Source organism: Streptomyces yunnanensis, assembly GCF_029011865.1.
Taxonomy (GTDB): Bacteria; Actinomycetota; Actinomycetes; order Streptomycetales; family Streptomycetaceae; genus Streptomyces; species Streptomyces yunnanensis.
In genome coordinates this window covers 5428811-5448902 of record NZ_CP095749.1, presented here as the reverse complement: position 1 = coordinate 5448902, position 20092 = coordinate 5428811, and the positions used below count along the sequence as shown (strand labels likewise).

The window sequence follows — 20092 nt, the reverse complement described above, 5'->3', positions numbered from 1 at the left end:
GCCGTGCGGCGTCCGAGCCCGCTCAGTACCCGCGGGCTATCCGCTCCTGTGCCTCCCGGACCCGTTCGAGGAGCTCCTCGTCGGCCTCCGGGTCGGCGCCCGGCGCACGGTGCTCCAGGAAGTCCGTCAGGTCCTCGCCGAGATCCTCCTCCGGCAGTTCCTCGGCCAGCTCGGCGTGCACGCGGGCCGCGAAGGCGTCCGCCGCGGCCCGCGCGCCGGCCGCCCTGATCCGGCGTTCCCTGGCCCGCTCGCGCAGCAGTTCCACCAGGCGTGCTCGCACGCCACCCCCCTGTGTCTCCACGGCGCGCTCCCCTGGCGCCGTCCCCGTCACGACCGTCCCCGTCACCGACCGTACCGGGCGCCGCGCCGCCGGGTACAGAAACGCTGGTCCGGCCGTACCGGGCGCGGCACCGCCACCCCGCCGCCCGGCACCGGGGCCCGCCGCGGACAATGGGGCCCGTGCCCCAGACGACGGATTCGCCGCAACGACGCCGCACCGACAGCTCGCCGTACGTCGACCTGACGCGCGCGGAGTGGAGCGCCCTGCGGGAGAAGACCCCGCTGCCGCTGACCGCCGAGGAGGTCGAACGGCTCCGCGGCCTGGGCGACGTCATCGACCTCGACGAGGTGCGCGACGTCTACCTCCCGCTGTCCCGGCTGCTCAACCTGTACGTCGGCGCCACCAGCAACCTCCGCGGCGCGCTCAACACCTTCCTGGACGACACCGGCAACGGCCACGGCTCGCAGCCCGGCACGCCCTTCGTCATAGGCGTCGCCGGCAGCGTCGCGGTCGGCAAGTCCACCACCGCCCGGCTGCTCCAGGCACTGCTGGCCCGCTGGCCGGAGCACCCGCGCGTCGAGCTGGTCACCACCGACGGCTTCCTCTTCCCCAACGCCGAGCTGCACCGGCGGGGGCTGATGTCCCGCAAGGGCTTCCCGGAGTCCTACGACCGCCGGGCGCTGACCCGCTTCGTGGCGGACGTGAAGTCCGGCAAGGCGGAGGTCACCGCGCCCGTCTACTCGCACCTGATCTACGACATCGTGCCCGGCGAGCGGCTGACCGTGCACCGGCCCGACATCCTCATCGTCGAGGGCCTCAACGTGCTCCAGCCGGCACTGCCCGGCGGGGACGGCCGCACCCGGCTGGGCCTCGCCGACTTCTTCGACTTCTCGGTCTACGTGGACGCCCGCACCGAGGACATCGAACGGTGGTACCTCGGCCGCTTCCGCAAGCTGCGCCAGACCGCGTTCCAGAACCCGTTCTCGTACTTCCGCAAGTACACCCAGGTCTCCGAGGACGAGGCGCTGGACTACGCCCGCCTGATGTGGCGCACCATCAACCGGCCCAACCTGGAACAGAACGTGGCCCCCACCCGGGGCCGCGCCAACCTGGTCCTCCGCAAGGGCCCGGACCACAAGGTGCAGCGGCTGTCGCTGCGGAAGCTGTAGACACCGAAGCGGGGCCGCCCTCGACCCGGCAGCATCGCTGCCGTACGAGGGCGACCCCGCCCGGACGGAACTCCGTTATCCCAGCGCGGACTTGACCGCGTCGGCCAGGCGCTGGGCGACGGCCCGCGCCTGCTCGATGTCGGCCGCCTCGACCATCACCCGGACCAGCGGCTCGGTGCCGGAGGGCCGCAGCAGCACCCGTCCGGTGGCGCCCAGCTCCCGCTCCGCCTCGGCGACCGCGGCGGCCAGCTCGGCGGAGCTGGTCACCCGCGACTTGTCGACGTCGGGGACGTTGATGAGGATCTGCGGCAGCCGCTCCATCGCGCCCGCCAGGTCGGCCAGCGACCGGCCGGTCGCCGCGACCCGGGCCGCCAGCATCAGGCCCGTCAGCGTGCCGTCGCCGGTGGTGGCGTGGTCCAGCACGATGACGTGCCCGGACTGCTCGCCGCCCAGCGCGTAGCCGTGGGCCTTCATCTCCTCCAGGACGTACCGGTCGCCGACCGCGGTCTGCACGAGGTCGATGCCCGCGCCCTCCATGGCCAGCTTGAAGCCCAGGTTGGACATGACGGTGGCGACGACGGTGTTCTTGCGCAGCGTGCCGGCCTCGCGCATGCCGAGCGCCAGGACGGCCAGGATCTGGTCGCCGTCGACCTCGTTGCCGGCGTGGTCCACGGCCAGGCAGCGGTCGGCGTCGCCGTCGTGGGCGACACCGAGCGCGGCGCCGTGCTCCAGGACGGCCGACCGGAGCTTGTCGAGGTGGGTGGAGCCGCAGGCGTCGTTGATGTTCAGCCCGTCCGGCTCGGTGCCGATGGTGACGACCTCGGCGCCGGCCCGCGCGAACGCCTCCGGCGAGACCCGGGCCGCGGCACCGTGCGCCCCGTCGATGACGATCTTGAGCCCGTCCAGGCGGTTGGGCAGCACGCCGACCAGGTGCGCGACGTACTTGTCGAAGCCCTCGTCGTAGTCGGTGACCCGGCCCACACCGGCGCCGGTCGGCCGCTCCCACGGCTCACCGGCGCTGTGCCCGCGGTAGGTCTCCTCGATGCGGTCCTCCAGCTCGTCGGCGAGCTTGTGGCCGCCGCGGGCGAAGAACTTGATGCCGTTGTCGGGCATCGGATTGTGGCTGGCGGAGAGCATCACGCCCAGATCCGCACCGAGCGCCCCGGTCAGATAGGCGACCGCAGGGGTCGGCAGCACCCCCACCCGCAGCACGTCCACCCCGGCGCTCGCCAGGCCGGCGACCACCGCGGCCTCCAGGAACTCCCCCGACGCCCGCGGATCGCGACCGACCACGGCCACCGGCCGATGGCCTTCAAACGTGCCCGCCTCGGCCAGCACATGCGCCGCCGCGACCGACAGGCCGAGCGCCAGCTCCGCCGTCAGGTCCGCGTTGGCGACGCCGCGCACACCGTCCGTGCCGAAGAGTCGTCCCACTGGTGTCCTCCGAAGTAGATGAGCTGTGACCGGGGCTTGGATTCCAGGTATACGCCGCGGTCTGTCGGAAGCCGAACGCCCCGGCAGCACGGAAGTGCCACCGGGGCGTTCGCCAAGGGCTGCCTGCGTGCAGCGCGTGATTAGCGCTTGCTGTACTGCGGCGCCTTGCGGGCCTTCTTCAGACCGGCCTTCTTGCGCTCGACCGCACGGTCGTCACGCTTGAGGAACCCGGCCTTCTTCAGGGCGGGACGGTTGGCGTCCACGTCCGCCTCGTTCAGCGCACGGGCCACACCCAGGCGCAGCGCACCGGCCTGGCCGGAGATGCCGCCGCCGGAGATGCGGGCCACGACGTCGTAGCGGTTGTCCAGCTCGAGCACCTTGAAGGGCTCGTTGACTTCCTGCTGGTGCACCTTGTTGGGGAAGTAGTCCTCAAGGGTGCGGCCGTTGATCTTCCACTGGCCGGAGCCGGGGATGATCCGCACGCGGGCGATGGCGTTCTTGCGACGGCCCAGGCCGGCGGCCGGCTGCGGCTCGCCGAAGCGGGACGCGAGGGACTCGGAGGTGTACTCACCCTCCAGCGGAACCTCGGTCTCGGTGGTGTACTGCTCGACCTCGACCTCGTCCAGCGGGGTCTCGGGGGTGGTCTCAGCCACGATGCTTCCTCAGATTCTCTGTCGTCTTGGGGTGGCCGGGACTTACTGCGCGACCTGGGTGATCTCGAACGGGACCGGCTGCTGAGCAGCGTGCGGGTGCTCGGCGCCCGCGTAGACCTTCAGCTTCGAGAGCATCTGACGGCCGAGGGTGTTCTTGGGGAGCATGCCCTTGATGGCCTTCTCGACGGCCTTCTCGGGGTTCTTGGCCAGCAGCTCGTCGTAACGGACGGAGCGCAGACCACCCGGGAAACCGGAGTGACGGTAGGCCATCTTCTGGGTGCGCTTGTTGCCGGAGAGGTGCACCTTGTCGGCGTTGATGATGATGACGAAGTCACCGGTGTCAACGTGAGGGGCGTAAACCGGCTTGTGCTTACCCCGGAGGAGGGACGCGGCCTGGCTGGCCAGACGGCCCAGGACAACGTCCTGCGCGTCAATGATGTGCCACTGGCGCTGAACATCGCCGGGCTTGGGGCTGAACGTACGCACGTCTTAGCCTTCGCTTCGTGAGTCGGGTTATCCCCTGGGGAGACCCAGGGAAAGGGTCCTGTACTGGCACCGTGACTGCTCACACAGCGGGATGGCACTACGGGCGACGCAACCCGATCGTCCACCGCCGGTCAGCGGCCTGGCTAGCCGGCGTAAGGCCCCTCACGTGAGATAGAGCAAGCCCATACGCATAACGAACCAGCAGGATACTGACCCAACCCCGGACGGGTCAAAACGTGGCCCGGACAGGCGTGCGGTCGCGTCCCCCGCACACCGGCCCGAAGCGGTTCCGCTCCCCCCGCCACACGCTCACCCGCGCGCACTAGGATGCGCGGCATGAGTTTTGGGCAAGGGGGGCCGTTCGACGGCCCGGGGGGTTCCACTCCGGACTGGTCAGCGCTGGCCGACGAGAGCGCGGCACGCACGCGGCGCAAGCGCTGGCTGATGATCGGCGGCGGCGCGGTCGCCGTGCTCGCGGTGGCCGGCATCGTCGCCACCGCCGTGATCAACAGCGGCGGCCCGTCCGACGACAGCCCCTCGGCCCACCCCACCGCCTCCGGCCAGACCGCCGTGCCGGACGACAAGCCGTCCTTCCCCGACGTCTCGGTCCCGCCCCCGCCCAACCCGCAGGACTACATCTCCGACCCCAAGAAGGACACCGCGCCGCTCACCCCCGCCACCCTCTTCCCGCAGAAGAGCATGGTCGTCGGCGAGCACAGCTACCCGCAGACCGGCACCGCCAGCACCACCGACTGCACCGCCGGCGCCCAGGGCCCCCTGGTCTCCTCGCTCGGCCACAACGGCTGCAAGCAGCTGCTGCGCGCCACCTACTCCAGCGGCGGGGTCGCGGTCACCATCGGCGTCGCGGTCTTCGACTCGCCCGCCAAGGCCGCCGCGGTGATGAACGAGAACAAGCCCAACCTCATGCCGCTGTCCGGCAGCGGTGTCCCGGCCGACTTCTGCCAGGGCAGCAAGTGCCGGATGACCACCAACGCCACCGGCCGCTACGCGTACTTCACCATCGCCGGCTACACCAACGGCAAGGACGTCACCGGCAACGAGACCCAGGCCCTGCAGATCGGCCGGGACGGCGGCGCCTACGCCTTCACCCAGATCGCCCAGCGCGGCAAGGACCAGGCCGCCAAGGCCGCCGAGCAGCAGCTCAAGGAGGCCCGGCGAAAGGCCGGCAAGACCTCCTGACACCCCCGGCGGCGCCGGCCCCGCGCCCCGTGGCGGGCACGGGGCGGGCGCGGCCTCAGCAGCAGCCGGCCGACGGCAGCGACCGCTTGTTGCGCGCTTCCCTGCTCCGGGCGGCGAGCAGCTCGTCGGCGGGGTAGCCGACCTCCTCCAGGGTCAGCCCGTGGGGTCGTACGACGTGCACGGCGGAGTCCCGCACCCCCGCGGCCAGCACCTTCCCGGGCCACTCCGGACCCCGGTGGCCGTCGCCGACGAAGAGCAGCGCGCCGATCAGCGACCGCACCATGTTGTGGCAGAAGGCGTCCGCCCGGACCGTCGCGGTGATGATCCCGTCCGCGCCCTTGACCAGGCTCAGCTCCTGGAGCGTGCGGATCGTGGTCGCACCCTCCCGCTTCTTGCAGTACGCGGCGAAGTCGTGCTCCCCGAGCAGCCGCTGCGCGGCCTCGTTCATGGCGTCCACGTCGAGCGGCCAGTCGTGCCACAGGACGTGCCCCCGCAGCAGCGGGTCCACCCCGCCCGGGTTGTCGGTGACGCGGTAGGCGTAGCGCCGCCAGATCGCCGAGAAGCGCGCGTTGAAGCCGCTGGGCGCCTCCCGCAGGGCCCACACCCGTACGTCCTTGGGCAGGCGCCCGGCGAGCCGCTTGAGCAGCTTGTCGTGGTGCTCCCGCCACACCTGCTCGGGCAGATCGACCTGCGCGACCTGTCCTCGCGCGTGCACCCCGGCGTCGGTCCGGCCCGCGACGGTGAGCTCATAGGTCTCGCCCGACCGCGTCACGGTCCGGATCGCGTCCTCCAGCTCCCCCTGGACCGTGCGCCGCTCCCGCTGCTTGGCCCACCCGGAGAACTCCGAGCCGTCGTACGCCAGGTCCAGCCGCACCCGGACGAACCCGGGCTCCACTTCGTCACTCACACCGCAATCCTCTCAGGCCCACCACAGGCGAAAGCGGGCCCGCCCCCAGGGGGGCGGACCCGCTCACCGCTCAGCGACGACGGACTCAGGCGTCCTTCGACTCCTCGGCGGCCTCGGCAGCCTTGGCCTCGGCAGCCTTGGCCTCGTCGGCCTCCTTGACCGCGCGCTTGGCAGCGGCCTCGGCCTCGGCGACGGTCGCCTTCTTGGCGATCTCGCCCTCGACCAGCTCGATGACGGCCATCGGGGCGTTGTCGCCACGACGGTTGCCGATCTTGGTGATACGGGTGTAGCCACCCGGACGCTCCGCGAACCGCGGCGCGATCTCGGTGAAGAGCGTGTGCACGACGCTCTTGTCCGTGATCAGCTCCATGACCTGGCGGCGGTTGTGAAGGTCGCCCTTCTTCGCCTTGGTCACCAGACGCTCCGCGAACGGACGCAGACGACGGGCCTTGGCCTCGGTCGTCGTGATGCGGCCGTGCTCGAAGAGGTTGGTCGCCAGGTTGCGCAGGAGCGCCTTCTCGTGCGCAGCGCTGCCGCCCAGACGGGCGCCCTTGGTGGGCTTCGGCATGGTGTATCTCCTTCATTGCTGCACCGGCCGTATCAGGTACCGGTGTCAGTTCCCACGAGGCGGCCGCCCCGCGGAAGTCACACTGCATTCGCCCGGGGGACGACCCCCGGGCCCCCAGCAGGGGGTTCATGCATCAGCCCGTTCGGCGTTCGAGGACAAAGCCCCAGCCGAAAACGGCGGGACGGCCGAGAACGTCGACCACCCCGCCGTCAGGCGGATCAGTACTGCTCGGTCTCCACGAAACCGGCGTCCGCGTCGTCGTCCGCGCCGAACGCGTCGGCAGCGGCGGTCGGGTCGAACCCGGGGGGCGAGTCCTTCAGCGCGAGACCCATCCCGGCCAGCTTCGCCTTGACCTCGTCGATCGACTTCGCACCGAAGTTGCGGATGTCGAGCAGGTCCGCCTCGGAGCGCGCGACGAGCTCGCCCACGGAGTGGATGCCCTCACGCTTGAGGCAGTTGTAGGAGCGGACGGTGAGCTCCAGCTCCTCGATCGGCAGCGCCAGGTCGGCGGCCAGGGCGGCGTCCGTCGGGGACGGGCCCATGTCGATGCCCTCGGCGTCGATGTTCAGCTCGCGGGCGAGACCGAACAGCTCCACCAGGGTCTTGCCGGCCGAGGCCATGGCGTCGCGCGGACGCATCGCCTGCTTGGTCTCGACGTCGACGATCAGCTTGTCGAAGTCGGTGCGCTGCTCGACACGGGTCGCCTCGACCTTGTAGGTGACCTTCAGCACGGGGCTGTAGATGGAGTCGACCGGGATCCGACCGATCTCCTGGCCGACCTGCTTGTTCTGCACGGCGGAGACGTAGCCGCGACCGCGCTCGACGGTCAGCTCCATCTCCAGCTTGCCCTTGCCGTTGAGCGTGGCGAGGACGAGGTCGGGGTTGTGCACCTCGACACCGGCCGGCGGCGCGATGTCGGCGGCGGTGACCAGACCCGGGCCCTGCTTGCGCAGGTACATCACGACCGGCTCGTCGTGCTCCGAGGAGACGACCAGCTGCTTGATGTTGAGGATCAGGTCGGTGACGTCCTCCTTGACACCCGGCACGGTGGTGAACTCGTGCAGCACGCCGTCGATGCGGATGGACGTGACCGCCGCACCCGGGATCGAGGAGAGCAGGGTCCGGCGGAGGGAGTTGCCGAGGGTGTAGCCGAAGCCCGGCTCCAGCGGCTCGATGACGAACCGGGAGCGGTACTCGTCGACGACCTCTTCGGTCAACGAGGGACGCTGAGCGATCAGCATGGTGTGTGTCCTTCAGTCGTGGACGCCCGCTATTTGACGTCCGCTGTACTTCAAAGGGTACGGGCGGTACGACACCGATGGCGCCGTACCGCCCTGACCTGTTCCGCTGGGGCTCTTACTTGGAGTAGAGCTCCACGATCAGCTGCTCCTGCACCTGGGTGTCGATCACCTGGCGCTCGGGCAGGCTGTGCACGAGGATCCGCAGCTGCGAGGGGATCGCCTCCAGCCACGCCGGGACGGTCTTCTCGCCGGCCTCCGCCTTGGCCACCTCGAAGGGGGTCAGGGTCCTGGAGCCCGTGCGGACCTCGATGATGTCGTTCACGGCGACGCGGGCCGACGGGATGTCGGTCTTGCGGCCGTTGACCTGGATGTGCCCGTGGCGGACCAGCTGACGGGCGTGGTCACGGGACTTGGCGAAGCCGGCCCGGTAGACCACGTTGTCGAGGCGGGTCTCAAGGATGCGCAGAAGGTTCTCACCGGTCTTGCCGGTCTTCTGGTTCGCTTCCTTGTAGTAGCCCACGAACTGCTTCTCAAGGACACCGTAGATACGGCTGCACTTCTGCTTCTCACGAAGCTGGAGCAGGTACTCGCTGTCCTTGGTGCGCCCGCGACCGTGCTCACCCGGGGGGTAAGGACGGATCTCGATCGGGCACTTCGCGCTCTCGCACTTGCTCCCCTTGAGGAAGAGCTTCTGCTTCTCCCGACGGCAACGCTTGCAGTCGGCCCCGGTGTAACGCGCCATTGTCTAGTTGTCTCCTACTTCAGTGGGTCAGACGCGGCGACGCTTGGGCGGGCGGCATCCGTTGTGCGGGGTCGGGGTGACGTCCTGGATCGAGCCCACCTCAAGACCGGTCGCCTGCAGCGAGCGGATGGCGGTCTCGCGGCCCGAACCCGGACCCTTGACGAAGACGTCGACCTTGCGCATGCCGTGCTCCTGCGCGCGGCGGGCGGCCGACTCGGCGGCCATCTGCGCGGCGAACGGAGTGGACTTGCGCGAGCCCTTGAAGCCGACGTGGCCGGCAGAGGCCCAAGAGATCACGTTCCCGGTCGGGTCGGTGATCGAGACGATCGTGTTGTTGAACGTGCTCTTGATGTGAGCGTGCCCGTGGGCGACGTTCTTCTTCTCCTTGCGGCGCACCTTCTTGGCGCCGGCCGTACGGCCCTTCGGAGGCATTCAAATTCTCCCGTGGAGGTGATCGGTCCTACAGCGAAGACCGCTGGTGGGGTCCTGCTGAGGACTACTTCTTGCCCGGCTTCTTCTTGCCGGCGATCGCGCGACGCGGACCCTTGCGGGTACGGGCGTTCGTGCTGGTGCGCTGACCGTGCACCGGCAGACCGCGGCGGTGACGCAGACCCTGGTAGCAGCCGATCTCGACCTTGCGGCGGATGTCGGCCTGGATCTCGCGACGGAGGTCACCCTCGGTCTTGAGGTTGTTGTCCACGTACTCGCGGATCTTGACGAGGTCTTCCTCGACCAGGTCGCGGACCCGGGTGTCCGGGTTCACGCCGGTGGCGGCGAGGGTCTGCTGCGACAGCGTGCGCCCGATACCGAAGACGTAGGTGAGGGCGACCTCCACACGCTTTTCGCGCGGGAGATCAACGCCTGCGAGGCGTGCCATTGATGTGGCTCCTGATGGCTATTCGGAGGTCTTCCGCAGCACCGTTCCCGTAAGACTCTGCGGCATTACGAGCCGGGTCCCCGGCCTCCGAGCCGGGGGTGTCGTCCCTCGCGCGCGGCGCGGGGGTCGGGTGACTGCATATGTACGTTTTGTGCTTGCGTCGCGCGAACTGCGAAATTGCAGGTGGTCGGCGTGCGTCAGCCCTGGCGCTGCTTGTGGCGCAGGTTGTCGCAGATGACCATGACCCGGCCGTGGCGGCGGATCACCTTGCACTTGTCGCAGATCTTCTTGACGCTCGGCTTGACCTTCATGGGATGTGAGGTTCTCCGGGTCAGTGCCGCTGCCCCACGGGAGCGGGGCTTCGGCAAGATCTACTTGTACCGGTAGACGATACGGCCACGCGTCAGGTCGTAGGGAGAGAGCTCCACGACGACCCGGTCATCCGGGAGGATACGGATGTAGTGCATCCGCATCTTGCCGCTGATGTGCGCGAGGACCTTGTGACCGTTCTGGAGCTCTACCTTGAACATTGCGTTCGGCAGAGACTCGATCACGGTGCCCTCGATCTCGATGGCACCTTGCTTCTTGGCCACGCTTCGCCTTTCGGATCGGCTACCTTGATCGACTCACTTGCACTGTCCGCACCCGACGTGCGGGCACACGGGTGCACGAGAGCCGACGCGTCAGTCTACGTCAGTGCCTGAGAAAAGACGAATCCAGGAGTATTGCCCAACCGCGGAGATCATTACGCGCGGAAGCTGGTGACAGCATGCTGCGGACTACGCCAGAGGGTCCGGCGCCGCGGTGATGCCGAGGCTCGCGAGCTTGGCCTTGCCACCGTCGGGAGCGGTGAGCACCAACGGGCCGTCCTCGGTCAGCGCGACCGAGTGCTCCCAGTGCGAGGACCAGCTGCCGTCGTTGGACTTGACCGTCCAGTCGTCCTCGAGGACATGGGTCTTGGCGGTGCCGAGATTGATCATCGGCTCGATGGCGATGCAGAAGCCGGGCACCAGCTTCGGGCCCCGGCCGCGCTTGCGCTCGACGTAGTTCAGCAGGTGCGGGTCCATGTGCATCTGCGAGCCGATGCCGTGGCCGCCGTAGTCCTCGACGATGCCGTACTTGCCGCTGGCCGGACGGGGTTGGCGACGGATGTAACCCTCGATCGCCCGGGAGATGTCCACCAGCCGGTTGCCCTTGGCGACCGCGGCGACCCCCGCCCACATCGACTCCTCGGTGACCCGGCTGAGCTCGACCAGCTCCGCGGAGTGACCGGACCCGACGAAGGCGGTGTACGCGGCGTCCCCGTGCCAGCCGTCGATGATCGCGCCGCAGTCGATGGAGATGATGTCGCCGTCCTGGAGCACCGTGTCGGCGGACGGGATGCCGTGCACGACCACGTCGTTCACGGAGGTGCAGATGGTGGCGGGGAAACCGCCGTACCCGAGGAAGTTCGACTTCGCGCCGTGCTCGGCGAGCACCTTGCGCGCCACGTCGTCCAGGTCCTTGGTGGTGGCGCCCGGCACCGCGGTCTCACGGGTGGCCGCGTGGATGGCGGCGACCACCAGACCCGCCTCGCGCATCTTCGCGATCTGCGCGGGGTTCTTGATCTCCAGCATGCCGGTGCCTACCGCCTTCGTTCTCGCACGAGGTTGTGTCGGGGGATTTCCCGCCCACCCAACAGTACGGCCGCGGCGCCCGTGCTGGGCACCGCGGCCGTACCGAGCCGTGGCTTTACTCGCCGCGCTCCAGTGCGTTCATCGCGCGCTGGGTGACCTCCGCGACCTTGCCGAGGGCCGGGATCGTCACGACCAGGTCCTGGGCCTTGTAGTAGTCGATGATCGGCTCGGTCTCCGAGTGGTAGACCTCAAGCCGCTTGCGCACGGTGTCCTCGCGGTCGTCCTCGCGCTGGTACAGCTCGCCGCCACAGGCGTCGCAGACACCCTCCGTCTGCGGCTTGTTGTACTCGACGTGGAAGACGTGGCTGGAGTCCTTGCGGCAGATCCGCCGGCCGGCGATCCGCTTGACCACCTCGTCCTCGGGGACCTCCAGGTCCAGGACGGCGTCCAGCTTCAGACCCTTGGTCTGCAGGAAGGCGTCGAGCGCCTCGGCCTGGCCGAGGTTGCGCGGGAAGCCGTCGAGCAGGAAACCCTCGACCGCGTCGGCCTGTTCCATACGGTCCTCGGCCATCCCGATGGTGACCGAGTCCGGCACGAGGTTGCCGGCGTCCATGTAGGACTTGGCCTCGACGCCCAGGGGGGTGCCCTGGGAGATGTTGGCCCGGAACAGGTCCCCCGTGGAGATGTGCGGGATCGCGAGGTTCTTGGCCAGGTACGCGGCCTGCGTACCCTTACCGGCCCCCGGGGGTCCGACGAGGACGATTCGCATCAGCGGAGGAACCCTTCGTAGTTGCGCTGCTGAAGCTGGCTCTCAATCTGCTTCACGGTCTCCAGACCCACACCCACGATGATCAGGATGCTCGTCCCGCCGAACGGGAAGTTCTGGTTCGCGTTGAACAGCACCAACGCCACTGTTGGTACGAGCGCGATCAGCCCCAGGTACAGCGAGCCCGGCCACGTGATCCGGTTGAGCACGTAGCTGAGGTACTCGGCCGTCGGGCGACCAGCCCGGATACCCGGGATGAAGCCACCATACTTCTTCATGTTGTCGGCAACTTCTTCGGGGTTGAAGCTGATGGCCACGTAGAAGAAGGCGAAGAACACGATCAACAAGAAGTACGTAATGATGTAAACGGGGTGATTTCCCTTGGTGAAGTTGCTGGCGATCCACCTCGCCCACCCCGCGTTGGACCCGCTGAACTGAGCGATGAGCGCGGGGATGTAGAGCAGCGACGACGCGAAGATGACAGGAATCACACCTGCCTGGTTCACCTTCAGCGGGATGTAAGTGGACGTACCACCGTAGGAACGGCGCCCGATCATGCGCTTCGCGTACTGCACCGGAATGCGCCGCTGCGCCTGCTCGACGAAGACCACCAGAGCGACCATCGCCAGGCCCACCGCGATCACCGAGAAGAACTCGATCCAGCCGTCGGCCAGCTTGCCCTGCAGCTTGATCTGCCACAGCGCGCCCGGGAAACCGGCGGCGATCGAGATGAACATCAGGATCGACATGCCGTTGCCGATGCCGCGGTCGGTCACCAGCTCACCGAGCCACATGATGAGGCAGGTGCCGGCGGTCATCGTGATCACCATCGTGATGGTGGTGAAGATCGAGTCGTTGGGCACGATCTGGCTGGCGACCGGGCAGCTCTGGAAGAGCGCACCGCTGCGGGCGGTGGCGACCAGGCCGGTGCCCTGCAGCACGGCCAGCGCCACGGTCAGATAGCGGGTGTACTGGGTGATCTTCGTCTGGCCGGACTGTCCCTCCTTCTTGAGGGCCTCCAGCCGTGGGATCACCACGGTCAGCAGCTGGAGGATGATGCTCGCCGTGATGTACGGCATGATCCCCAGCGCGAAGATCGTGATCTGCAGCAGCGCTCCACCGCTGAACATGTTCACCAGGGCGAACAACCCGCTGTTACCGCCGGCCTGCTTCATGCAGGTCGCGACGTTCGCGTAGTTCACCCCTGGGACGGGGACGTGCGCTCCGATCCGGTAGAGCACGATGATGCCCAACGTGAACAGCAGCTTCTTGCGCAGGTCGGGCGTCTTGAACGCTCGGGCGAACGCGGTGAGCACGGTGCCTCCTGCGCCTCCCGCCTTCAGCGGCCGGGAGGTGACGGTCTTGAGGATCGACGAATACGTAGCGGCCGTACCGCGCGGAGCTCGCCCGCACGGCGCGATCCGGGGCGGACCCCGGACAAATCAAACAGTGCAGGCCACCTTACCGGCGACCGTACCCCCGTGGAACGACCAACCGGGGATGCCCCAATCAATGGGCATCCCCGGTCAGTTGAACCAACGAACTCAGAGGAGTTCGGTGACGGTGCCGCCGGCGGCGGCAATCTTCTCCTTGGCGGAGCCGGAAACGGAGTCAACCGTCACCGTCAGCGCCACGGAGATCTCGCCCTGGCCCAGGACCTTGACGAGCTCGTTCTTGCGCACCGCGCCCTTGGCGACCAGGTCGGCCACCGTGACCTCGCCACCCTGCGGGTAGAGCGCGGCCAGCTTGTCCAGGTTCACGACCTGGAACTGCTTGTGGGCGGGGTTCTTGAAGCCCTTCAGCTTCGGGAGGCGCATGTGGAGGGGCATCTGCCCACCCTCGAAGCGCTCCGGAACCTGGTAACGGGCCTTGGTGCCCTTGGTACCACGACCAGCGGTCTTACCCTTGGACGCCTCACCACGACCGACACGGGTCTTGGCGGTCTTGGCACCCGGGGCGGGCCGGAGGTTGTGGACCTTCAGCGGGTTGGTCTCCGCCATGTCAGTCGACCTCCTTGACCGACACGAGGTGGCGGACGGTGTGCACCATGCCGCGGTACTCGGGGCGGTCGTCCTTGACAACCACGTCGTTGATCCGCTTCAGACCAAGCGAACGCAGCGTTTCGCGGTGGTTCTGCTTGCTGCCGATCAGGGACTTGACCTGCGTGATCTCGAGACGGGCCATTACGCACCCACCCCGGCACGCGCCCGCAGCAGAGCGGCGGGAGCCACGTCCTCCAGCGGCAGGCCACGACGGGCGGCGATCTCCTCGGGCCGCTGCAGGCCCTTGAGCGCCGTCACCGTGGCGTGCACGATGTTGATCGGGTTGGACGAGCCGAGCGACTTGCTCAGCACGTCGTGGATGCCCGCGCACTCCAGGACGGCGCGCACCGGGCCACCGGCGATCACACCGGTACCGGGGGAAGCCGGCTTGAGCAGGACGACGCCCGCAGCCTTCTCGCCCTGGATGGGGTGCGGGACGGTACCGGCGATACGGGGGACCTTGAAGAAGTTCTTCTTGGCCTCTTCCACGCCCTTGGCGATGGCAGCCGGAACTTCCTTGGCCTTGCCGTAACCGACACCTACGGTGCCGTCACCGTCGCCCACCACGACCAGCGCGGTGAAGCTGAAGCGACGACCACCCTTGACAACCTTGGCGACGCGGTTGATCGCGACAACGCGCTCAACGTACGCGGTCTTCTCGGCGGCAGCGCCACCGTCGCGACCCTTCCGGTCCCGCCGCTCGCCGCCACCGGCACCGCTGCCGCGGCGCTGGGGTCCAGCCATTGGATTTACCTCTCTCTGTTACGTCCGCTAGCTCCGGAACCGGGGCTTAGAACTTCAGCCCGGCTTCGCGGGCGGCGTCGGCCAGAGCGGCAATCCGCCCGGCGTACTGCTTGCCACCGCGGTCGAACACGACGGCCTCGACACCGGCGGCCTTGGCACGCTCGGCGACCAGGGCGCCCACCTTCTGGGCCTGGGCGCTCTTGTCGCCCTCGCCACCACGGATCGACGCGTCCAGGGTCGACGCCGAGGCCAGCGTGTGGCCCGCGATGTCGTCGATCACCTGAGCGAAGATGCCGCGGTTGGACCGCGTCACGACCAGACGCGGACGCTCCGAAGTACCCGAAATCCGCTTGCGGATGCGGATGTGGCGACGCTTGGCAGCAGCGCGCTTGTAGGCGTTGCCCTTAGCGATCTTCACACCGTATGCCATGGCTTACTTACCCGCCTTTCCGACCTTGCGGCGGATGACTTCGCCCTCGTACTTGACGCCCTTGGCCTTGTACGGGTCGGGCTTCCGCAGCTTGCGGATGTTCGCGGCGACCTCGCCGACCTTCTGCTTGTCGATGCCCTCGACGCTGAACTTCGTCGGCGACTCGACCTTGAACGCGATGCCCTCGGGCGCCTCGATCAGGATCGGGTGGCTGTAGCCCAGGGAGAACTCCAGGTTGGAGCCCTTGGCCTGGACGCGGTAGCCGACACCGCTGATCTCGAGCTTCTTCACGTAGCCCTGGGTCACGCCGGTGATCATGTTCGCCACCAGCGTGCGGGACAGGCCGTGCAGGGCCTTGTTCTGACGCTCGTCGTTCGGACGGGAGACGGCGATGACGCCGTCCTCACCCTTGGCGACCTCGATGGGCGCCGCGACGGTGTGCGAAAGGGAACCCTTGGGGCCCTTCACGTTGACCGTGCGGCCCTCGATGGTGACGTCCACACCAGCGGGAACCTGGATAGGCAGCTTGCCAATACGCGACATTAGCTATTCCTCCGTTCCCGATTACCAGACGTAGGCGAGGACTTCCCCACCCACGCCCTTCTTGCTGGCCTGCTGGCCGGTCAGGAGACCGTGGGACGTGGAGATGATCGCCACGCCCAGGCCGCCGAGGACCTTCGGCAGGTTGGTGGACTTTGCGTAGACCCGCAGACCCGGCTTCGAGATCCGCTTGATGCCGGCGATCGAGCGCTCACGGTTCGGCCCGAACTTCAGCTCCAGGACGAGGTTCTTGCCGACCTCGGCGTCCTCGACGCTCCAGCCGGTGATGTAACCCTCCTGCTGGAGGATCTCCGCGATGTGCGACTTGATCTTGCTGTGCGGCATCGCCACGGTGTCGTGGTACGCCGAGTTCGCGTTGCGCAGACGGGTCAGCATGTCTGCGATGGGATCAGTCATGGTCATGAATTGGCCTTCGGCCTCTCTCGCCGGGGTTTCCTATCTGCGCCATCCCTCTCCCCGATCTTGGTCGGGACGGGTGCGGCGCGGGGACCTACGGCGTAGTAAGCGACGTTATGCGGGCGGTGCCCGCGGTCGGTCTCGGGCGGCGGGGCGCCCAAACCCTTCTACCCTAAGGGAAAAGGGTCCGGGCGCCCGCCGACCGAATGCTTACCGAGAGCCTCCGGTAATGCCCAACTAGGGGATTACCAGGAGCTCTTGGTCACGCCCGGCAGCTCGCCACGGTGAGCCATCTCACGAAGGCACACGCGGCAGAGGCCGAACTTGCGGTAGACGGAGTGCGGGCGGCCGCAGCGCTGGCAGCGGGTGTACGCGCGCACACCGAACTTGGGCTTGCGAGCAGCCTTGGCAATCAGAGCCTTCTTCGCCATCTCGCTCACGCCTCCTTGAACGGGAAGCCGAGGTGACGAAGCAGGGCGCGGCCCTCGTCGTCGTTGGTCGCCGTGGTGACCACGGTGATGTCCATACCCCGGGTACGGTCGATCTTGTCCTGGTCGATCTCGTGGAACATGACCTGCTCCGTGAGACCGAAGGTGTAGTTGCCCCGACCGTCGAACTGCTTCGGGGACAGACCACGGAAGTCGCGGATGCGCGGCAGCGCCAGCGACAGCAGGCGGTCCAGGAACTCCCACATGCGGTCACCGCGGAGGGTGACGTGGGCACCGATCGGCTGGCCCTCACGCAGCTTGAACTGCGCGATGGACTTACGGGCCTTGGTGACGGCCGGCTTCTGACCGGTGATCGTGGTGAGGTCGCGCACGGCGCCCTCGATCAGCTTGGAGTCGCGGGCGGCGTCGCCCACACCCATGTTGACCACGATCTTGACGAGGCCGGGGATCTGCATGACGTTCTCGTACGAGAACTCGTCCTTCAGCTTGCCGGCGATCTCTTCGCGGTAGCGCGTCTTCAGACGCGGCGCGTTGGTGGTGGCAGTCATCAGATGTCCTCACCGGTCCGCTTGGCAACGCGGATCTTGTTGCCCTCGTCGTCGAAGCGGTACCCGACGCGGGTGACGACCTTCTTGCCGTCCTTCTCCACGACCAGCTGAACGTTGCTGATGTGGATGGGGGCCTCGGTCGTCACGATGCCGCCGGTCTGCGAACCACGAGCGGTCTGTCCGGCCTTGGTGTGCTTCTTGACCCGGTTGACACCCTCGACCAGGACACGGTCCTCGCGGGGGTAGGCCGCGATGACCTTGCCCTGCTTGCCCTTGTCCTTACCGGTGATGACCTGGACCAGGTCGCCCTTCTTGATCTTCATCGGTTACAGCACCTCCGGCGCGAGCGAGATGATCTTCATGAACTTCTTCTCGCGCAGCTCACGGCCCACGGGGCCGAAGATACGGGTGCCGCGGGGGTCGCCATCGTTCTTGAGGATGACGGCCGCGTTCTCGTCGAAGCGGATGTACGAGCCGTCGGGACGGCGGCGCTCCTTGACGGTGCGAACGATGACGGCCTTGACGACGTCACCCTTCTTCACGTTGCCACCGGGGATCGCGTCCTTGACGGTGGCGACGATGACGTCACCGATGCCCGCGTAGCGGCGACCGGAACCGCCGAGAACACGGATGCAAAGGATTTCCTTCGCACCAGTGTTGTCGGCGACGCGCAGTCGCGACTCCTGCTGGATCACGTCTATCTCCTGAATGTCTGCCGGTTCCCGGCAGGGGCGCGTCCCTTACGAGACGTCAGCCCCTGCCGAGCCTGGCGGAACTGTTCCTAGGGGGTCCCCCCAGGAGGGATGTGCTTGCCTGTCGAAATCCCCATGAGGGAATCCCCCTCACGGGGAATTCCCTCCCGGGAATTACTTGGCCTTCTCGAGGATCTCGACGATGCGCCAGCGCTTGGTGGCGGACAGCGGCCGGGTCTCCATCAGGAGGACGCGGTCGCCGACACCGGCAGCGTTCTGCTCGTCGTGTGCCTTGAGCTTGTTGGTACGGCGGATGACCTTGCCGTACAGCGCGTGCTTGACACGGTCCTCGACGGCGACGACGACGGTCTTGTCCATCTTGTCGCTGACGACCAGACCCTCACGGGTCTTGCGGAAACCGCGCTCGTTCGTCTCAGTCACATTCTTCTCGCTCATCAGGCGCTCTCCACCGTCTCGATGCCGAGCTCGCGCTCACGCATCAGGGTGTAGATCCGGGCGATGTCCTTCCGGACGGCCTTCAGCCGGCCGTGGTTCTCAAGCTGTCCGGTCGCCGCCTGGAAGCGGAGGTTGAACAGCTCCTCCTTGGCCTCACGCAGCTTGCCAACGAGCTCCTCGTTGTTCAGCTCGCGCAGCTCGGACGCCTTGGTAACGGCCGACATCACGATTCACCTGCCTCGCGCCGAACGATGCGGCACTTCATCGGAAGCTTGTGGGCGGCGCGGGTCAGCGCCTCCTTGGCAACCTTTTCGTTCGGGAAGGAAAGCTCGAACATCACCCGACCGGGCTTGACGTTCGCGATCCACCACTCCGGAGAACCCTTACCGGAACCCATGCGGGTCTCGGCCGGCTTCTTCGTCAGCGGACGGTCGGGGTAGATGTTGATCCACACCTTGCCGCCGCGCTTGATGTGACGGGTCATGGCGATACGAGCGGACTCGATCTGCCGGTTCGTCACGTAGGCCGCGGTCACGGCCTGAATGCCGTACTCACCGAAGGCCAGCTCGGTACCGCCCTTGGCCATACCGTTCCGCTTCGGGTGGTGCTGCTTGCGGTGCTTGACCCTGCGAGGGATCAGCATGTCGGTCAGCCCTCCGTTCCAGGGTTCTCCGCCGGAGCAGAGGCAGCGGCCTCGGCCTTGGGGGCCTCGGCAGCGGGAGCCTGCTGCTGCGGCTTGCGGCCGCGACCGCCACGCTCGCCACCGCGGCGCGGGCGCTGGTCGCCACCACCACGGGCCGGGCGGTTGCCCGCACGGGCGGCGGCGTTCTCGGCACGCACCTCGGCGATGTTCTTGACGTCGCCCTTGTAGATCCAGACCTTCACGCCGATGCGGCCGAAGGTGGTCTTGGCCTCGAAGAAGCCGTAGTCGACGTTCGCACGGAGCGTGTGCAGGGGCACACGGCCCTCGCGGTAGAACTCCGAGCGGGACATCTCGGCGCCGCCGAGACGGCCACCACACTGGATCTTGATGCCCTTGGCGCCGGCCTTCATCGTCGACTGCATGCTCTTACGCATGGCGCGACGGAAGGAGACGCGGGACGAGAGCTGCTCGGCGACGGCCTGGGCCACGAGCTGAGCATCGGTCTCGGGGTTCTTGACCTCGAGGATGTTCAGCTGGACCTGCTTGCCGGTCAGCTTCTCCAGCTCACCGCGGATGCGGTCGGCCTCGGCGCCGCGGCGGCCGATGACGATGCCCGGGCGAGCGGTGTGGATGTCAACGCGGACGCGCTCACGGGTGCGCTCGATCTCCACCTTGGAGATACCGGCGCGCTCCATGCCCTTCGTCATCATGCGACGAATGGCGACGTCTTCCTTGACGTAATCCTTGTACAGCTTGTCGGCGTACCAGCGGGACTTGAAGTCCGTCGTCACGCCGAGCCGGAACCCGTGCGGGTTTACCTTCTGGCCCATTACCGGGTTCCTTCCTTGCTGCTGACGACCACGGTGATGTGGCTGGTCCGCTTGAGGATCCGGTAGACACGGCCCTGGCCGCCCGGACGGATCCGCTTCAGGGTCGGGCCCTCATCCACGTACGCCGCGCTGACGTACAGCGTGGAGGCGTCCGAGTGGTCGTAGTTGTGCGCGGCATTGGCAATGGCGCTGTCCAGCACCTTGCCCACCGGCACGCTCGCGGCCTGCGGGGCGAAACGCAGGACCGCCTGAGCCTCCGTGGCGTCCATGCCACGGATAAGGTCCACCACGCGGCGGGCCTTCATGGGCGTGACGCGGATGTACCGCGCCTGGGCCCTGGCTTCCATGGTTGTCCCTTCGGT

At 67.7% G+C, this 20092-nt stretch carries 32 protein-coding genes; 2 read left to right on the top strand and 30 right to left on the bottom strand.

What is annotated here, in order from left to right; translation table 11 throughout:
- Positions 1–22: 22 nt before the first annotated feature.
- Positions 23–280: a hypothetical protein gene (locus MOV08_RS23830; protein ID WP_275308759.1), complete on the bottom strand. Its 258-nt coding sequence runs from the start codon at positions 278–280 to the stop codon at positions 23–25.
- A gap of 170 nt (positions 281–450) precedes the next feature.
- Between MOV08_RS23830 and coaA the strand changes: the two genes are divergently transcribed.
- A complete protein-coding gene (coaA, locus tag MOV08_RS23825; protein ID WP_376738535.1) occupies positions 451–1449 on the top strand; it encodes a type I pantothenate kinase in 999 nt (332 codons plus the stop codon).
- A 75-nt stretch (positions 1450–1524) separates the two neighbouring features.
- On the opposite strand, the gene glmM is transcribed toward coaA, so the two are convergent.
- The 3 genes from glmM to rplM form a co-directional block, all read right to left on the bottom strand.
- Positions 1525–2883: a phosphoglucosamine mutase gene (gene glmM, locus MOV08_RS23820; protein ID WP_039635412.1), complete on the bottom strand. Its 1359-nt coding sequence runs from the start codon at positions 2881–2883 to the stop codon at positions 1525–1527.
- 140 nt (positions 2884–3023) lie between these two features.
- On the bottom strand, positions 3024–3536 hold the full coding sequence (gene rpsI / locus MOV08_RS23815) for a 30S ribosomal protein S9 (protein ID WP_039635410.1): 513 nt from the start codon (positions 3534–3536) through the stop codon (positions 3024–3026).
- A gap of 42 nt (positions 3537–3578) precedes the next feature.
- Entirely contained in the window at positions 3579–4022 is a 444-nt protein-coding gene (gene rplM / locus MOV08_RS23810; RefSeq protein WP_275308758.1) for a 50S ribosomal protein L13, read from the bottom strand.
- Between the two features lie 336 nt (positions 4023–4358).
- Between rplM and MOV08_RS23805 the strand changes: the two genes are divergently transcribed.
- Complete coding sequence (locus MOV08_RS23805; protein WP_275308757.1) at positions 4359–5222, top strand: hypothetical protein; 864 nt, start codon at positions 4359–4361, stop codon at positions 5220–5222.
- Positions 5223–5277: 55 nt separating this feature from the next.
- On the opposite strand, the gene truA is transcribed toward MOV08_RS23805, so the two are convergent.
- The 26 genes from truA to rplV form a co-directional block, all read right to left on the bottom strand.
- A complete protein-coding gene (truA, locus tag MOV08_RS23800; RefSeq protein ID WP_275308756.1) occupies positions 5278–6129 on the bottom strand; it encodes a tRNA pseudouridine(38-40) synthase TruA in 852 nt (283 codons plus the stop codon).
- An 85-nt stretch (positions 6130–6214) separates the two neighbouring features.
- Positions 6215–6697, bottom strand: coding sequence for a 50S ribosomal protein L17 (gene rplQ / locus MOV08_RS23795; protein WP_275308755.1), 483 nt, complete (start codon positions 6695–6697; stop codon positions 6215–6217).
- Positions 6698–6915: 218 nt separating this feature from the next.
- Positions 6916–7938 carry a DNA-directed RNA polymerase subunit alpha gene (locus MOV08_RS23790; protein WP_003956430.1) on the bottom strand — a complete coding sequence of 341 codons (1023 nt, stop codon included), beginning with the start codon at positions 7936–7938 and terminating at the stop codon, positions 6916–6918.
- 115 nt (positions 7939–8053) lie between these two features.
- The gene (gene rpsD / locus MOV08_RS23785; RefSeq protein ID WP_039635400.1) at positions 8054–8680 is read right to left on the bottom strand and encodes a 30S ribosomal protein S4; all 627 of its coding nucleotides are present in this window, start codon (positions 8678–8680) and stop codon (positions 8054–8056) included.
- Between the two features lie 27 nt (positions 8681–8707).
- Positions 8708–9112, bottom strand: a complete 405-nt coding sequence (gene rpsK, locus MOV08_RS23780; RefSeq protein ID WP_004571845.1) for a 30S ribosomal protein S11 — start codon at positions 9110–9112, stop codon at positions 8708–8710.
- A 64-nt stretch (positions 9113–9176) separates the two neighbouring features.
- Positions 9177–9557, bottom strand: coding sequence for a 30S ribosomal protein S13 (gene rpsM / locus MOV08_RS23775; protein WP_039635397.1), 381 nt, complete (start codon positions 9555–9557; stop codon positions 9177–9179).
- A 197-nt stretch (positions 9558–9754) separates the two neighbouring features.
- Positions 9755–9868 (bottom strand): 50S ribosomal protein L36, encoded by a 114-nt coding sequence (rpmJ, locus tag MOV08_RS23770; RefSeq protein WP_003956441.1) that lies wholly within the window; start codon positions 9866–9868, stop codon positions 9755–9757.
- Positions 9869–9928: 60 nt separating this feature from the next.
- Positions 9929–10150 carry a translation initiation factor IF-1 gene (gene infA, locus MOV08_RS23765; protein WP_003956442.1) on the bottom strand — a complete coding sequence of 74 codons (222 nt, stop codon included), beginning with the start codon at positions 10148–10150 and terminating at the stop codon, positions 9929–9931.
- 186 nt (positions 10151–10336) lie between these two features.
- Positions 10337–11173, bottom strand: a complete 837-nt coding sequence (gene map, locus MOV08_RS23760) for a type I methionyl aminopeptidase (RefSeq protein ID WP_039635386.1) — start codon at positions 11171–11173, stop codon at positions 10337–10339.
- 115 nt (positions 11174–11288) lie between these two features.
- Positions 11289–11942 carry an adenylate kinase gene (locus MOV08_RS23755; protein WP_275308754.1) on the bottom strand — a complete coding sequence of 218 codons (654 nt, stop codon included), beginning with the start codon at positions 11940–11942 and terminating at the stop codon, positions 11289–11291.
- Positions 11942–13255: a preprotein translocase subunit SecY gene (secY, locus tag MOV08_RS23750; RefSeq protein WP_039635382.1), complete on the bottom strand. Its 1314-nt coding sequence runs from the start codon at positions 13253–13255 to the stop codon at positions 11942–11944. Before secY ends, MOV08_RS23755 begins: the two co-directional genes overlap by 1 nt.
- Before the next feature lie 228 nt (positions 13256–13483).
- Positions 13484–13939, bottom strand: a complete 456-nt coding sequence (gene rplO, locus MOV08_RS23745; protein WP_039635380.1) for a 50S ribosomal protein L15 — start codon at positions 13937–13939, stop codon at positions 13484–13486.
- Between the two features lies 1 nt (position 13940).
- Positions 13941–14123, bottom strand: coding sequence for a 50S ribosomal protein L30 (gene rpmD / locus MOV08_RS23740; protein ID WP_039635378.1), 183 nt, complete (start codon positions 14121–14123; stop codon positions 13941–13943).
- Positions 14123–14725: a 30S ribosomal protein S5 gene (rpsE, locus tag MOV08_RS23735; protein ID WP_039635375.1), complete on the bottom strand. Its 603-nt coding sequence runs from the start codon at positions 14723–14725 to the stop codon at positions 14123–14125. The genes rpmD and rpsE overlap by 1 nt, the downstream gene beginning before the upstream one ends.
- Before the next feature lie 46 nt (positions 14726–14771).
- Positions 14772–15155: a 50S ribosomal protein L18 gene (gene rplR / locus MOV08_RS23730; RefSeq protein WP_039635373.1), complete on the bottom strand. Its 384-nt coding sequence runs from the start codon at positions 15153–15155 to the stop codon at positions 14772–14774.
- A gap of 3 nt (positions 15156–15158) precedes the next feature.
- Positions 15159–15698 (bottom strand): 50S ribosomal protein L6, encoded by a 540-nt coding sequence (gene rplF, locus MOV08_RS23725; RefSeq protein WP_039635371.1) that lies wholly within the window; start codon positions 15696–15698, stop codon positions 15159–15161.
- Positions 15699–15719: 21 nt separating this feature from the next.
- The gene (gene rpsH / locus MOV08_RS23720) at positions 15720–16118 is read right to left on the bottom strand and encodes a 30S ribosomal protein S8 (RefSeq protein WP_039635369.1); all 399 of its coding nucleotides are present in this window, start codon (positions 16116–16118) and stop codon (positions 15720–15722) included.
- A 239-nt stretch (positions 16119–16357) separates the two neighbouring features.
- A complete protein-coding gene (locus MOV08_RS23715) occupies positions 16358–16543 on the bottom strand; it encodes a type Z 30S ribosomal protein S14 (protein WP_003956452.1) in 186 nt (61 codons plus the stop codon).
- A 5-nt stretch (positions 16544–16548) separates the two neighbouring features.
- Positions 16549–17109 (bottom strand): 50S ribosomal protein L5, encoded by a 561-nt coding sequence (rplE, locus tag MOV08_RS23710; RefSeq protein WP_018538751.1) that lies wholly within the window; start codon positions 17107–17109, stop codon positions 16549–16551.
- Positions 17109–17432 carry a 50S ribosomal protein L24 gene (rplX, locus tag MOV08_RS23705; protein ID WP_039635367.1) on the bottom strand — a complete coding sequence of 108 codons (324 nt, stop codon included), beginning with the start codon at positions 17430–17432 and terminating at the stop codon, positions 17109–17111. The genes rplE and rplX overlap by 1 nt, the downstream gene beginning before the upstream one ends.
- A gap of 3 nt (positions 17433–17435) precedes the next feature.
- Positions 17436–17804, bottom strand: a complete 369-nt coding sequence (rplN, locus tag MOV08_RS23700; RefSeq protein WP_003998823.1) for a 50S ribosomal protein L14 — start codon at positions 17802–17804, stop codon at positions 17436–17438.
- A gap of 171 nt (positions 17805–17975) precedes the next feature.
- Complete coding sequence (rpsQ, locus tag MOV08_RS23695; protein WP_006604882.1) at positions 17976–18257, bottom strand: 30S ribosomal protein S17; 282 nt, start codon at positions 18255–18257, stop codon at positions 17976–17978.
- Positions 18257–18481: a 50S ribosomal protein L29 gene (gene rpmC / locus MOV08_RS23690; protein ID WP_039635360.1), complete on the bottom strand. Its 225-nt coding sequence runs from the start codon at positions 18479–18481 to the stop codon at positions 18257–18259. The genes rpsQ and rpmC overlap by 1 nt, the downstream gene beginning before the upstream one ends.
- Positions 18481–18900 (bottom strand): 50S ribosomal protein L16, encoded by a 420-nt coding sequence (rplP, locus tag MOV08_RS23685; protein ID WP_016571059.1) that lies wholly within the window; start codon positions 18898–18900, stop codon positions 18481–18483. The genes rpmC and rplP overlap by 1 nt, the downstream gene beginning before the upstream one ends.
- A gap of 5 nt (positions 18901–18905) precedes the next feature.
- A complete protein-coding gene (gene rpsC / locus MOV08_RS23680) occupies positions 18906–19730 on the bottom strand; it encodes a 30S ribosomal protein S3 (protein ID WP_039635358.1) in 825 nt (274 codons plus the stop codon).
- A complete protein-coding gene (gene rplV / locus MOV08_RS23675) occupies positions 19730–20077 on the bottom strand; it encodes a 50S ribosomal protein L22 (RefSeq protein ID WP_039635356.1) in 348 nt (115 codons plus the stop codon). Before rplV ends, rpsC begins: the two co-directional genes overlap by 1 nt.
- Between the last annotated feature and the right edge of the window lie 15 nt (positions 20078–20092).

Excerpts from the sequence above, each read along its gene's own strand:
- rplX (WP_039635367.1), bottom strand. The coding sequence starts at position 17,432 with ATGAAGATCAAGAAGGGCGACCTGGTCCAGGTCATCACCGGTAAGGAC.
- rpsH (WP_039635369.1), bottom strand. The coding sequence starts at position 16,118 with ATGACCATGACTGATCCCATCGCAGACATGCTGACCCGTCTGCGCAAC.
- rplE (WP_018538751.1), bottom strand. The coding sequence starts at position 17,109 with ATGACTGCCACCACCAACGCGCCGCGTCTGAAGACGCGCTACCGCGAA.
- rplF (WP_039635371.1), bottom strand. The coding sequence starts at position 15,698 with ATGTCGCGTATTGGCAAGCTGCCTATCCAGGTTCCCGCTGGTGTGGAC.
- rpmD (WP_039635378.1), bottom strand. The coding sequence starts at position 14,123 with ATGGCCCGTCTCGAGATCACGCAGGTCAAGTCCCTGATCGGCAGCAAG.
- rplP (WP_016571059.1), bottom strand. The coding sequence starts at position 18,900 with ATGCTGATCCCTCGCAGGGTCAAGCACCGCAAGCAGCACCACCCGAAG.
- rplV (WP_039635356.1), bottom strand. The coding sequence starts at position 20,077 with ATGGAAGCCAGGGCCCAGGCGCGGTACATCCGCGTCACGCCCATGAAG.
- rpmJ (WP_003956441.1), bottom strand. The coding sequence starts at position 9,868 with ATGAAGGTCAAGCCGAGCGTCAAGAAGATCTGCGACAAGTGCAAGGTG.
- rplQ (WP_275308755.1), bottom strand. The coding sequence starts at position 6,697 with ATGCCGAAGCCCACCAAGGGCGCCCGTCTGGGCGGCAGCGCTGCGCAC.
- MOV08_RS23790 (WP_003956430.1), bottom strand. The coding sequence starts at position 7,938 with ATGCTGATCGCTCAGCGTCCCTCGTTGACCGAAGAGGTCGTCGACGAG.
- rpsK (WP_004571845.1), bottom strand. The coding sequence starts at position 9,112 with ATGCCTCCGAAGGGCCGTACGGCCGGCGCCAAGAAGGTGCGCCGCAAG.
- coaA (WP_376738535.1), top strand. The coding sequence starts at position 451 with ATGGGGCCCGTGCCCCAGACGACGGATTCGCCGCAACGACGCCGCACC.
- rpsC (WP_039635358.1), bottom strand. The coding sequence starts at position 19,730 with ATGGGCCAGAAGGTAAACCCGCACGGGTTCCGGCTCGGCGTGACGACG.
- rpsE (WP_039635375.1), bottom strand. The coding sequence starts at position 14,725 with ATGGCTGGACCCCAGCGCCGCGGCAGCGGTGCCGGTGGCGGCGAGCGG.
- rpsD (WP_039635400.1), bottom strand. The coding sequence starts at position 8,680 with ATGGCGCGTTACACCGGGGCCGACTGCAAGCGTTGCCGTCGGGAGAAG.
- rpmC (WP_039635360.1), bottom strand. The coding sequence starts at position 18,481 with ATGTCGGCCGTTACCAAGGCGTCCGAGCTGCGCGAGCTGAACAACGAG.
- MOV08_RS23805 (WP_275308757.1), top strand. The coding sequence starts at position 4,359 with ATGAGTTTTGGGCAAGGGGGGCCGTTCGACGGCCCGGGGGGTTCCACT.
- rplR (WP_039635373.1), bottom strand. The coding sequence starts at position 15,155 with ATGGCATACGGTGTGAAGATCGCTAAGGGCAACGCCTACAAGCGCGCT.
- rpsM (WP_039635397.1), bottom strand. The coding sequence starts at position 9,557 with ATGGCACGCCTCGCAGGCGTTGATCTCCCGCGCGAAAAGCGTGTGGAG.
- MOV08_RS23755 (WP_275308754.1), bottom strand. The coding sequence starts at position 11,942 with ATGCGAATCGTCCTCGTCGGACCCCCGGGGGCCGGTAAGGGTACGCAG.
- rplO (WP_039635380.1), bottom strand. The coding sequence starts at position 13,939 with ATGGCGGAGACCAACCCGCTGAAGGTCCACAACCTCCGGCCCGCCCCG.
- map (WP_039635386.1), bottom strand. The coding sequence starts at position 11,173 with ATGCTGGAGATCAAGAACCCCGCGCAGATCGCGAAGATGCGCGAGGCG.
- rpsQ (WP_006604882.1), bottom strand. The coding sequence starts at position 18,257 with ATGAGCGAGAAGAATGTGACTGAGACGAACGAGCGCGGTTTCCGCAAG.
- MOV08_RS23715 (WP_003956452.1), bottom strand. The coding sequence starts at position 16,543 with ATGGCGAAGAAGGCTCTGATTGCCAAGGCTGCTCGCAAGCCCAAGTTC.